The 12565-nt window shown below is 71.2% G+C and carries 9 protein-coding genes; all 9 read right to left on the bottom strand.

The window, feature by feature from the left end; genetic code table 11:
• The 9 genes from ACFYY1_RS01545 to ACFYY1_RS01585 all read right to left on the bottom strand — a co-directional run bounded on the left by ACFYY1_RS01545 (position 1) and on the right by ACFYY1_RS01585 (position 12544).
• Complete coding sequence (locus ACFYY1_RS01545; RefSeq protein WP_388579367.1) at positions 1–2751, bottom strand: tetratricopeptide repeat protein; 2751 nt, start codon at positions 2749–2751, stop codon at positions 1–3.
• Positions 2752–2872: 121 nt separating this feature from the next.
• A complete protein-coding gene (locus tag ACFYY1_RS01550) occupies positions 2873–4195 on the bottom strand; it encodes a hypothetical protein (RefSeq protein WP_388579369.1) in 1323 nt (440 codons plus the stop codon).
• Positions 4196–4300: 105 nt separating this feature from the next.
• Positions 4301–5341 (bottom strand): glutamate ABC transporter substrate-binding protein, encoded by a 1041-nt coding sequence (locus ACFYY1_RS01555; RefSeq protein WP_388579371.1) that lies wholly within the window; start codon positions 5339–5341, stop codon positions 4301–4303.
• A 26-nt stretch (positions 5342–5367) separates the two neighbouring features.
• Positions 5368–6753, bottom strand: a complete 1386-nt coding sequence (locus ACFYY1_RS01560; protein WP_388579372.1) for a hypothetical protein — start codon at positions 6751–6753, stop codon at positions 5368–5370.
• Between the two features lie 342 nt (positions 6754–7095).
• A complete protein-coding gene (locus ACFYY1_RS01565; protein ID WP_388579374.1) occupies positions 7096–8079 on the bottom strand; it encodes an N-acetylglucosamine kinase in 984 nt (327 codons plus the stop codon).
• Positions 8070–9359 (bottom strand): 6-phospho-beta-glucosidase, encoded by a 1290-nt coding sequence (locus ACFYY1_RS01570; RefSeq protein ID WP_388579376.1) that lies wholly within the window; start codon positions 9357–9359, stop codon positions 8070–8072. The genes ACFYY1_RS01565 and ACFYY1_RS01570 overlap by 10 nt, the downstream gene beginning before the upstream one ends.
• A gap of 2 nt (positions 9360–9361) precedes the next feature.
• Entirely contained in the window at positions 9362–10264 is a 903-nt protein-coding gene (locus ACFYY1_RS01575) for a carbohydrate ABC transporter permease (protein ID WP_388579378.1), read from the bottom strand.
• 1 nt (position 10265) lies between these two features.
• Positions 10266–11207 (bottom strand): carbohydrate ABC transporter permease, encoded by a 942-nt coding sequence (locus ACFYY1_RS01580; RefSeq protein ID WP_388579380.1) that lies wholly within the window; start codon positions 11205–11207, stop codon positions 10266–10268.
• Entirely contained in the window at positions 11204–12544 is a 1341-nt protein-coding gene (locus tag ACFYY1_RS01585; RefSeq protein ID WP_388579383.1) for an ABC transporter substrate-binding protein, read from the bottom strand. The genes ACFYY1_RS01580 and ACFYY1_RS01585 overlap by 4 nt, the downstream gene beginning before the upstream one ends.
• Positions 12545–12565 lie beyond the last annotated feature (21 nt).

The following is a 12565-nucleotide window of genomic DNA, read 5'->3' on the forward strand; positions in this document are numbered from 1 at the left end:
TCACACCCACGTCCGGGGGCGGAAACGGTTGGCCCGCTCCACCAGTTCGATCCTCTCATCGCCGGGCTCCGCAAGCCTGGCGAGCATCCGGTACGAACGTTCCAGCCCGAAGCGCAGGCCCCGCTCGTCCAGCTCACTGCCCAGCAGCGTTCCCGGCCCGGCCGGTCCGGCAGGCGCAGGGGGCTGCGCCGAGGGGCTACCGGAGAGTACCCAGTCGAGCGCCGTCCCCAGCACCTCGGTGGAAAGCTGCTCCCGGCGCACCGCGTCCAGACCGAAACCGGCCAGTCCCGAGACCTGGGCCGAGGCGGCCGTCAGGTCGTTGATCAGCGGCTCGTCCGGGGACCTCCCGCGCAGCCGGGCACGCACCGCGGCGACCCGTGCCGCCGTGTAGTGGATCGACGCCTCGGGCACCGACTCCAGGGCGCTGACGGCCCCGGCCCGGTCCCCGGCGGCTATCTGCACCCGGGCCAGCCCGAAGGCGGCGCTGACGAAGCTCGGGTCGGTCGTCCACACCAGCCGGTAGTACTCGGCGGCGTTGTCCAACTGGCCCAGGACCTCCGCACAGATCCCCAGCGCCAGCTTGGGCGCCGGCTCGCCGGGGAACGCGTCGTACACCGCGTCGAAGGACAGCGCCGCGTTCTCGTTGTCGCCGGTCACCAGCGAGGTGATGCCGCGGTACCAGACCACCCGCCAGTCGTCCGGGTACCGGCCCTCCAGCGCGGTCAGGGTCTGCCCGGCGGCACCGAGGTCGTTCAGCTCCAGGCGGGCGCGCAGCTCGCGCAGCCGGGTCTCCAGCGAGGCCGCCGGCACCGCGCCCAGCGCGGAGATCAGCTCGGCCGGGGCGGTGGTCATCAGTCCGGCGAGGAAACCCGCGTTGGGGTCGCTCACGTCGACCCGGGGCACCGGCAGCGCGAGCGAGGTGGACCGTACGTCGAGCTCGGCCAGGAGCGGGCCGTCCGGCGCGGGAAGGAGCACCGCCGGACCGGCGGCCGGGACCCGGGGGGCCGGAATCGCGGCCTGCGGCTGCCCGTACGCGACGGCCCCGCCGTTCCCGCCCGGTGCGTTGCCCGCCCGTACATGGGTGGGCGGCGCGGTCAGCGGAGCGGCCCCGGGCGCGGCGTACCCCGGAGCGGGTGGGGCGTACCCGGGCGGCGCGCCGGGTGCCGGTGCGGCGGGCGGGAGCGGAGCCGCGGCCCGGGGCGCGGTGCCCGCCGCGCCGCGCCGCCCGCGGCGGCCGGACCGGGCCGGGGCGGTCGCCCGGCTCCCCAGCCGCGACACATCGCCCATCGACTCCGGGAACAACTGCGTGTCGGTGACCCGTACTTCGGTGCCGAACAGCGTCGAGAGCGCCGGGCGCGGCCGCCCCGTCTGCAGCGACACCACCTCGCGCAGCACACCCGTCAGCTGCTCCGCCATCTCCGCGGCCGAGGCGAACCGCCGCGCCGGATCCGGATCGGTGGCCCGCACCAGCAGCCGGTAGAACGACTCGTAGGTCCGGAACACCTCGATGTTGTCCGGATCCGGGAGCGAGTCCACGAAGACGTTGGTGTAGCCCTGGAAGTCGAACGTGAGCACCGCGAGCGTCCGCGCGACCGTGTACAGGTCGGAGGCGACCGACGGACCGATCTCCGCGACCTCCGGCGCCTGGTACCCCACCGTGCCGTAGATGGCCGACTCCTCGTCGTCCATCCGGCGCACCGCGCCCATGTCGATCAGCTTCAGCTGGTCCTCGGTCTGGATCGCGTTGTCGACCTTGAAGTCGCAGTACAGCAGGTTGCGGCTGTGCAGATGACCGAGCGCCTCCAGCGCCTCGATGCCGTACGCGCACGCCTGCTCGACCGGCAGCGGGTCGCGCTTCCCGGTGGGGGTGCGGCGCTCGTTGGCGATGTCCTTGAGCGCCTTGCCGCCGACGTACTCCATCACGATGTAGCCGTCGAGCGAGCCGGTGCGCTGGTCGAGGTGCTCGACGAAGTTGTAGATCCGGACGATGTTGGAGTGCTCGATCTCGGCGAGGAAGCGGCGCTCGGAGATCGCGGCCGCCATGGCGTCCTGGTCGCCGGTGTCGAGCAGGCCCTTGAGGACCACCCAGCGGTCCGAGACCGCACGGTCCACCGCGAGGTAGACCCAGCCGAGCCCGCCATGTGCCAGACAGCCGGCGACCTCGTACTGGCCGTGCACGATGTCGCCCGCCCGGAGCTTGGGCACGAAGGAGTAGGGGTGACCGCACTTGGTGCAGAACCCCTCCGTGCGGCCGGCCCGTCCGCCGCGCGACCGGCCGACCTGGGCCCCGCAGTCGGAACGCGAACAGAAACGCTTCCGCTCCGGTACCTCGGGGTTCTCCATCACCGCCGAGCGCGGGTCGTGACGCGGCACGTCCGGCACCTCGACCAGGCCCACGCCCAGCCTGCCCCGGGCGGACGCGCCGGAGGCCGAACCGGAGGAACGGACCGAGACCGAGCGGGAGGTGGCGCCGGAGGACAGCGAACGCGACAGCCGCCCCGACACCGAGCGCCGCGAGGTCGACGAGCGGGAGGAACGGGACGAACGCGAGGACGCCCGGGACGAGGACCGCGAACCGCTGCTGCTGCCCCGGCTGTTCGCGCCGCCGCCCGCGATCCCGGTGGGCGGCGAGCTCACCATCCCGTTCGGCGACACGACCGGAGCCAGACCGCAGGTGTCGCAGTACAACTCACCGCCGCCCATGTCCTCGTAACTGCCCTCGCACGCGGGGCGCTGGCACTGCGTACTCATGGTCGGTCCCCCTGATCGCCCCGCCGCCCAGGGCGTGTTTCGAAAGTCCCGTCTGCCCGGCAGACGACGTTACTTTCGAAACACGCCCTGGGCGGCCCTGCCACCTTGCACACATCCGTGGTCATCGTCGCTCCTCCGGCCCCGGTGCCCGGCGCTGGGACAGCAGCTCGGCCGCCGCCTCCTGGTAGCGCAGCACCGCCTGCCCGGCGACCCGCAGATCGCACGGCGCGCTCCACAGCATCCGGCGCGCCGCGTCGTACCGCTCGATCAGCAGCGGGTCCTCGGCCAGCCCGTGCCGGGCGACCTTCGCCTTGTACGCGTCGAGCCGGCCGCGCAGCTCCGCCCGCACCGCCAGCGGGGCGGTGACCGCGGTCAACGACTCACGGGCCCGCAGCAGTTCCTCCTCCGCCTCCCGCTCCAGCGTCTCCAGGAGCGGGGACAGCCGGTGCCACTGGGCATGCCTGCGGTACTCCGAAGCGGCGGCCAGCCGTTCCTGGAGCACCGTCGCCGGGCCGCTGACCGCGGGCACCTCGGAGGCCGCGATCTTCGCCAGCACCTCGCCGCGCGCCGACCGGGCCTCGGTCAGGGTGCGGTCCGCGCGGGAGAGCACGTCGCGCAGCTGGACCAGGCGCTGTTCGGCGTCCTGCCGGACCGCGAGCACCGCCTCGATCTCCCGGCGTACGTCGTCCAGGGCACGGGCCGCCCGGTCGTAGCGCGCCGTGTCGGGGCGGCCGCCGCCCGGTGCCGAACTGCCGGGCCCCGGCAGCCAGAACGACAGGGGATCGGAGATCACCTGCGCCCGCAGCGTGGTCAGCTCCTGGGTGATCGCCGCCAGGTCGTCGCCCGCCGGGTGCTCACCGGGCCGCACCCCCACGGAGTGCGCCAGCGAGCGGGTGCGGTGCAGCTCGGCGGCGAGCAGATCTATCCGGGCGGGCAGCGCGGACCACACGGAGTCGGAGGCGACGACCATGTCCAGCGAGCGGGCGTACAGCTCGTTCATCCGGGCGACCAGCTCCTCCAGCGTGAACCGCTCGGAGAGCTTGGCCGGACCGTTGACCGCGGGATCCGGGCGGGCCGCCGCGTGCGCCACGGTGACGCCCTGGCCGCGCAGCAGTTCGGTGAGGGCCAGCAGATCGTCCCGGTTGGGATAGCGGCGGCGGGCCCGCACCGAACGGGCCTGGGCGAGCGCCCCCGCGTAGGCGTCGAAATAGCTCCACAGCAGCGTGATCGACTGCTCGGTGGAGGCCCAGCGTTCCCTGGTGACGCCGGTCAGCTCGGCGCCCTCCAGGAGCCGTCGGCCCGCGTGGTCCTGCAGGGCGAGCAGCGAGGTCTCGATCGCCTCGTGCTCCGCGCCGAGCCGGGCCAGCGCGCGGTCCGCCTCGTCCCGGTCCATGACCGGGCCGGGGGGCCTGGCCGCATAGCCGGGGAAGGGGCCCGCGCCCATCGATCACCTCTCCGCTCTCGCCGCCGGGACGTACCCGGCAGGGTCAGTGCCACTGCCTCACCGGCCGGGGTCCGCGCCGTCGCGCACACCCGGACGGGCCGGCCGTCAGTTGCTCCGGTACTTGGGGGCCGGCGGTCCCTTTATCCCCGGCAGCCCGGCCTCCAACCAATCGTGGTACGACTGCATCCAGTCGCTCCTCGCACCACCACTGCGGTAGTCGACCAGCACCTGGTTGACCCGGGCCACCAGATCGTCCGCCCCGAGCTTCGCCGCCACACCGTAGTACTCGGTGGTGAACGGCTGGTCGCCCTTCAGCTCGACCGCCGGGTCCTGGGCCGCCTGCCCGGCCGCCAGGGCGTTGTCCGTGACCACCGCGTCGACCTCGCCCATCTGCAACCGCACCAGGCAGTCCAGCTGGTTGGGGACGGTGAGCTGGTTCTCGTCCGCGGCGGTGCCGTCGTGCGGGTCCTCGAAGACCGCGCCGAACGACTGCTTCTTCAGCGCGTCGTAGGCGGTGGAGCCGTTGGCGCTGCAGACCCGCTTGCCGGCCAGGGACTTGTCGTACCCGGTGATCGACGATTCCTTCGGCGCGAGGACCTGCTGCCCGGCCTGGAAGTAGGCGGTGGAGAACGAGACCTTCCGGGCCTGCTTGCAGTTGATCGTCATCGTGCGGACGACGACGTCGACCTTGCCGTTCGCCAGGAGCTCGGCCCGCTTGTTGGTGGGAATGGCCCGGAAGATCACCGCGTCGCGGTCGTTCAGGATGTTCTCGGCGATGGCCCGCACCAGATCGATGTCGAAGCCCTCGATCTGGCGGTTCTCGGGGTTGCGGTACCCCCAGCGGAAGCTGTTCTGGTCGACCCCCGCGATCAGCTTCCCGCGCTTCTTGATCTTCTCGATGCTCGGACCGTCGGCGGACGAGGGCGGCAGGCTCGCCTCCGGGTCCGTGCAGTCGTCGGCCTTGGCCTGGACGGCCTGCGCGGTGCCCCGGCCCGCGAGGCCCCCGAAGGCGTCGGCGCCGCCGTGGGAGAGCGGCAGCAGGGTGAGCGAGGCCGTCACGGCGCAGGCCGCGGCCATGGCCGTCACTCCGCCCCAGCCGCGCAGCCTGACCCGGGCCGACCACCCGCCCGTGCGCTTCCTGGTCATCGCTCCTCCTTTCATCGCTCCCCCGCTCATCGGTACTCCGAGAGCCTGCGGTTGACCCCGATGATCGCCGCGGCGGCGCCCAGCACGGCCAGCACCGCCGCCCCGGCCGACAGGCCCCACAGCGCCCCGCGCCCGTCCTCGGCGGCCCGGGTGAACTGGTCCTGCTCGTGGGCGAGCGCCTTCGCCAGCGCGTCGTCCACCTGCTGGAACGACTGCCCCGTCGACTCCTCGGGCCCCACGATCTGCTCCAGGGCACCCTCGTAGTCACCGTTGTCGTCGGTGGTGCGGGCGGCCCGGTGACGTTCCTGCCACTGTGCGACGGCGGCGGAGGCGGCCTTCACCGGCTCGCTTCCCCGGGCGTCGTCCGCGAGGCCCCCGGCCTTCGCCAGCTCCTCGCCGAGTGCCTTCATGCCCGTGTTGTAGTCCGTCTCGTACTTGTCGTTCTTGCCGTCCGGGGTGAGCACCGCACCACGGGCGACCAGCGTGAGGTTCTCATTGGCGCGGGCCTTCAGCGAGTCGATCCGAGCGTGGTTGAGCACATCGAGGGACTGCTGCCCGTTCACATCCGCGGCATTCAGCTGGGACCGGGCCACCGTGTGCCCCACGGCCAGCCACAGCAGGATCACGGTGGACGCGGCGGTCGCCACGAGCAGCCCGTGGTTGAAGACCCGGTTCGTCCTGCGGTAGTTGCGCCGCTGCGCCCAGACGAGCCCGGCCAGGGCCACCACGCCGAGCCCCAGCGAGAGGAAGGGCAGGGTCCGCGCCGAGTCGTTGTCCTCACCGAGCCGGCCGGTCTCCGCCGCGTACAGCCGCTCGGCGGCCGGCAGCAGCACGTTGCTCATCTTCTGGTTGGCGTACCGGAGATAGGCGCCGCCCAGCGGCAGGCCCTGCCGGTTGTTGGCGCGGGCCCGCTCGATCAGGCCCGTGTAGCGGGGGAGTTCCACGTTGAGCGTGGTGATCTCCTGACCGGACTTCGTCGCCGCGTCCGTGTTGGCGGCGGCCTTCACCAGCAGCCGGGACGCCTCCTCGATGTCCCGCTCGTACTGGTCGTGGACATCGCGCGGCTCCTGCGCCCCCGCCAGGAAGCCGCTCGCCGCTGCGGTGTCGGCATCGGCCAGCGAGCGGTAGACGGCCGCCGCGTCGGCGCTCAGCGGCTGGCTGCGGCCCACCACGTCACCGGCGGCGGACTCGCGGTCGGCGACCTCGAACGCCGTCACGGCCCCGAACGCGACGACGAGCAGGGCCAGTACGGCCCCGATGATCCGGAGCCTGCCGGGCTCGGTGGTGGCCGCGGCCCGCACCCGGTCGGCCGTCATGGCCAGCACACCGCGCTGCTGCGGAGCGGGTACGGTCGCGGACGGCTGCGCCTGCTCGTGCTCCGGCGCCGTGCGTACACGCGGCGGGTATGTCACTCGACCTCCCCCTCGGTCACTGACGGTGGCCCGGCCCCCGGCCGATCGGGGACTGGTGCCCGGCCATGAAGTATGGCCGCAGGGACGGGCATCCACACCTGGAACGTCCGGATCCTGCATCGGCCCACGGATGCGAGGTGATCACACACATCCGATCGCGGTCACCTGCATTCGATCAAGGCCGGCGCCGTCGATCAAGACGATCGGCGGACCAGTACCCGATGCGGGCCGATCTCCCCACTCATGAACACGTCCGGTGAAACTGATCGGTTCCCGTACGCGACAAGGGGCGCCTGCGGCGCGAGAGCACCGCGGAACGCCCCTTGGAACGCGAACACCACGTCAGCCGTACTGCGCGCGCAGCCTCTCGTGCACCGCGGCGGCCGCGCCGGTGCGGTCCAGGCCGAGCAGCCCGGCCCCCAGCACCGGCGGCTGGGTCACCACCCGGAGCACCGCCTTCGGGGCCCGCACCGCAAGGAGTTCGGCGATCCGCGCGTCCAACTGCGGGTGGCGGGCCGCCAGTACGCTGCCGCCCAGCACCACCGGCGCCTCCTCGTCCAGCAGATCGAGCCGGCCCAGCGCGACCGAGGCCATCGCGACGACCTCCTCGGCCAGCCGGTCGACCAGCGCCCCCGCCACCGGGTCCCCGGCCACCGCGGTCGCGAAGAGCACCGGGGCCAGCTCGTGCCGGCGCTCGAACTCGACCCGGCCCAGATGCAGCGCCTCGATCAGCGCGTACATCGAGCCGAGCCCGAAGTGCCCCGGCAGCGTGCGGACCAGCTCGGTCGGCTCACCGCGCCCGTCCTCGGCCCGCGCGGCGAACCACATCGCCTCCTCGGCCAGCCCCGCGCCGCCGCCCCAGTCACCGGAGATCCGGCCTATGGCGGGGAACCGCGCGGTCCGCCCGTCCGGCACCATGCCGACACAGTTGATCCCCGCGCCGCAGACCACGGCCACGCCCCGGGGCTCGTCGACCCCGGCGCGCAGTATCGCGAAGGTGTCGTTGTGGACCTCCACCGTGCGACCCCAGTCACGGGCCCGCAGCGCCGCGGCGAGTGCCTGCTCCTCGACCGGGAGATCGGCATTGGCCAGACACGCCGACACATGCGCGACGGAGTCCACCGGCTCGCTGAACGCCCGAGCTTTCGCCAGCGCCTCGCCGATCGCCGAGGCCAGGACGTCGACGGCCGCCTCGACACCCACCGCCGGCGGCTGGAAGCCACCGCCCCGGGCCGTCGACAGCACCGTTCCGTCCGCGCCGATCAGTGCCACGTCGGTCTTGCTGTTCCCCGCGTCGATCGCGAGGACCGAAGCGTTCACGCCCACGCCAGGTGCTCCCGGTTGTGCGCGATCAGCTTGTCGGTGAGCGCCTCGGCGTACTCGAACTGGCCGATCAACGGGTGCGCGAGCAGCGCCTTGAACACCGCGTTCCTCCCGTCCGCCCGCCCGGTGGACCGGCCGCCGAGCAGCGCGGCCTCCAGGGCGAGGTCCTCGTACGCCGTCACGTTGGCGATCAGACCGGCGTACAGCGGGTCCAGCTCGGGCACGGCGAGCGGCGTCGCGCCCGTGCCGTCGACCCGGGCCTGCACCTCGATCACCGCGTCGTCCGGCAGGAACGGCAGGGTGCCCCGGTTGTACGTGTTGACCACCTGCACCGCCGAGCCGCCCGAGCCGAGCAGCGAGGACGCCAGGTCCACGGCCGCCTCCGAGTAGAAGGCGCCACCGCGCTTGGCGAGCAGCGCGGGCTTCTCGTCCAGCGCCGGGTCGCCGTACATGGCGAGCAGTTCCTTCTCCATCGCGGCGACCTCGGCGGCCCGGGACGGCTTGGTGCCGAGCTCCCGCACGACCGCGTCGTGCGCGTAGAAGTAGCGCAGGTAGTACGAGGGGACGACGCCGAGCCGGTCGGTGATCGCCCGCGGCATGCGCAGGTCGTCCGCGATCGTGTCGCCGTGCTCGGCGAGCAGCTTCGGCAGCACGTTCTCGCCGTCCGGGCCGCCGAGACGCACCCCGAGCTCCCAGGTCAGGTGGTTGAGCCCGACATGGTCGAGGTGCACCTCGCCGGGGGTGACGTCGAGCAGCCGGGCGAACTTCCGCTGGAAGCCGATCGCCACGTTGCACAGGCCGACGGCCTTGTGGCCGGCCTGGAGCAGTGCCCGGGTGACGATGCCGACCGGGTTGGTGAAGTCGATGATCCAGGCGTCGGGGTTGGTGCGGCGGACCCGCTCGGCGATGTCCAGGACGACCGGCACGGTGCGCATCGCCTTGGCGAGGCCGCCGGCGCCGGTGGTCTCCTGGCCGACGCAGCCGCACTCCAGCGGCCAGGTCTCGTCCTGGTTGCGGGCGGCCTGGCCGCCGACGCGCAGCTGGAGCAGGACCGCGTCGGCGTCGGCGACGCCCGCGTCGAGGTCGGCGGTGGTGACGATCCGGCCCGGGTGGCCCTGCTTGGCGAAGATCCGCCGGGCGAGGCCGCCGACGAGCTCCAGGCGGTCGGCCGCCGGGTCGACGAGCACCAGCTCCTCGATGGGCAGCGTGTCCCGCAACCGGGCGAAACCGTCGATCAGTTCAGGTGTGTAGGTGGACCCGCCACCAACTACTGCGAGCTTCATGGTCAGCCCTTCACTCCGGTCAGTGTGACGCCCTCGACGAATGCCTTCTGGGCGAAGAAGAAGACGAGGATCACGGGGGCCATGACCAGTACGGTCGCGGCCATGGTCAGGTTCCAGTCGGTGTGGTGCGCGCCCTTGAAGGACTCCAGTCCGTAACTGAGCGTCCAGGCACCCGGGTTCTCCGAGGCGTAGATCTGCGGGCCGAAGTAGTCGTTCCAGGCGTAGAAGAACTGGAAGAGGGCGACGGCGGCGATGCCCGGCTTCGCCATCGGCACGACGACCCTGAGCAGGGTGCGCAGCTCGCCGCAGCCGTCGACCTTCGCCGCGTCGAGGTACTCGTCCGGGATGGTCAGCAGGAACTGCCGCAGCAGGAAGATGGAGAACGCGTCACCGAAGGCCATCGGGATGATCAGCGGCCAGAGCGTGCCGGACATGTCCAGCTGCTTGGCCCAGAACAGATACATCGGGATGACGACGACCTGCGGCGGCAGCATCATCATCGAGATGACCAGCATCAGCGACAGATGCCGGCCGCGGAAGCGGAACTTGGCGAGCGCGTACGCCACGGGCAGCGACGAGACGACGGTCAGGACGGTGCCGAGTCCCGCGTACAGCAGGGTGTTGCGCCACCAGGTCAAGAAGCCGTCGGTCTCGAAGACCCGCCGGTAGTTGCTCCACTCGAAGGGGTGCGGCCACAGATCGCGGGTCAGCGCCTGCTGGTCGCTCATCAGCGAGGTGAGCAGCAGGAAGACGAACGGCAGCACGAAGAAGAGCGCGGCGGCGACGCCGAGCGCGTGCACGGCGATCCAGTTCAGCAGCGACTTGCGGCGCGCGACGCGTTCGGCCGGGGTGGCCGGACCGGTCGCGGGGCCGGCGGTCTTCACGGTGTCGACAACCTGCGCCACGTCACTCACCTGCCTGGATCAGCCCGCTGCGGCGCCGCATCAGCAGTGCGGTGAACGCCATGGCGAGTACGAACAGAACGAGCGCGACCACGCAGGCGGAGCCGTAGTCGAAGCGCTGGAAGCCGAGGTTGTAGACGAGCTGCGGGAGCGTCAGCGTCGATTTGTCGGGATAGCCCGGTTCGAACTGCTGCCCGGAGCCGCCCATCACGCCCGAGGCGACCTTCCCGGCCACGAGCGGCTGGGTGTAGTACTGCATCGTCTGGATGATCCCGGTGACCACCGCGAACATGATGATCGGCGAGATGTTCGGCAGCGTGACGAAGCGGAACCGCTGGAACGAGCCCGCCCCGTCCAGCTCCGCCGCCTCGTACTGCTCCTTCGGTACGTCGAGCAGCGCGGCCATGAAGATCACCATCAGGTCGCCCACCCCCCAGACCGCGAGCGCGGTGAGGGCCGGCTTGGACCAGGTGGCGTCGGTGAACCAGCCGGGCGTGGGCAGTCCCAGCTCGCCGAGGAAAGAATTCACCGGCCCGGTCCCGGGGTTGAGCAGGAAGACGAAGCCGAGGGTCGCCGCGACCGGCGGGGCCAGGTACGGCAGGTAGAACAGGGTGCGGAAGACCCCGGCACCCGTCTTGATTTTCGTGATCAGCAGCCCGACGCCGAGGCCGAACACCACCCGGCAGCTGACCATGACCACGACCAGCCAGAGCGTGTTGCGCAGCGCCGGCCAGAACAGCGGGTAGTCGTCGAGGACGAACGACCAGTTCTTCAGCCCGCTGAACTCGGGGGCCGTGAAACCGTCGTAGGAGGTGAAGGAGAAATAGACGGTGGAGATCAGCGGGTAGGCGAAGAAGACGCAGAACCCGATCAGCCACGGCGACATGAAGACCGCTGTCCGAAGCGCCGACCGGCGGCGCTTCGCACGGAGTGTGTACGCGGTCATCGCTTCGCCTGTGCGATGTCCGCGTCGATCTCCTCGGCGGTCTTCTTCAGACCCGCCGCGATGTCCTTCTGCTCGCCCTTCTCGATCTTGTACCCGAGGTTCTGCAGGGACACCAGGTACGCGCCGCCGTTCACCGAGGGCGGGGTGGTGGTGCTGTTCGGGTCCGCGGCGATGTCCAGGAAGGTCTTGAACCGCGGGTCGTACTTCAGCTTCGGCGACTTCAGCGCCGCCAGGGTGGAGGGCACGTTGTGGATGGCGTTGGCGAAGTTCACGACGGCGTCGGTGTCGGTCGTCATGAACTTCACCAGCTCCCAGGAAGCGTTCTGCTTCTCGGAAGTGGCGGCGATCCCGGCGATGGTGCCGGTCAGATACCCCTTGCCGTAGGTGTCGGCCTCGTCGTCGGCGACGGGCATCGGCGCGACCCCGATCTCGAAGTCGGGCTCGGCCTCCTCGGCCATGGCGAGCCGCCACTCGCCGTCCAGCTGCATCGCCACCTGGCCGGTGTGGAAGGGGTGCTTGGCGCCCCACTCGTCACCGAACGACGTCCGGTACTTCTCCAGCTTCTCGTAGCCGCCCAGGTCGTCGACCAGCTTCTTCTGGGTGGTCAGCATGGCGGCGAACGCCGGGTCCTCGGCGATGTTCGACCTGCCGTCCGCGTCGAAGTACTTCGGGTCCCAGCCACCGAGGTAGTGCTCGGTCTTCGACTCGTAACCGTGGTAGTTCGGCATGAAGCCGAGCCGCTCGTACGAATCGCCCTTGGTCTTCGTCAGCTTCTTGGCGTCGGCGGCCAGCTCCGACCAGGTATGGGGGGGCCGCTCGATACCGGCCGCGTCGAACGCGTCCTTGTTGTAGTAGAGGCCGTACGCGTCACCGAGCAGCGGCACCGTGCAGCGCACCCCGTCGAACTGGGTGTACTCGTTCATCGCCTTGGGGAAGGTCTTCTCCGGGTCGATCCCGTCCTTCTTCAGGAAGGGGTTGAGATCGACGAACGCCTTCGACGAGCAGAACTTGCCGACGTTGTTCGTGGTGAACGACGAGACGACGTCCGGCGCCTTCGAACCGCCTGCCCGCAGCGCCTGGTTGATCTTGTCGTCGGTCATGTTGCCGAGGACCTTCACATGGATGTTGGGGTGCGCCTTCTCGAAGGCGTCGACCGACGCCTGGATCGCCGCGACCTCGCTCGGGGCGACCCAGCCGTGCCAGAAGTTGATGGTCGTCTCCTTGGACGGGTCATCACTGGCACCGGAGTTGCTCTGACCCGTACAGGCCGAGGCGAGCAGGGATATGGCGGCGGTCGCGGCGAGCGCGGCGGCTGTCTTCCGACGGTTTCCGGACATGGCGGTCTCCCGGTGAAGGAA

Origin of the sequence: Streptomyces sp. NPDC001890 (assembly GCF_042891445.1) — a bacterium.
GTDB lineage: Bacteria > Actinomycetota > Actinomycetes > Streptomycetales > Streptomycetaceae > Streptomyces.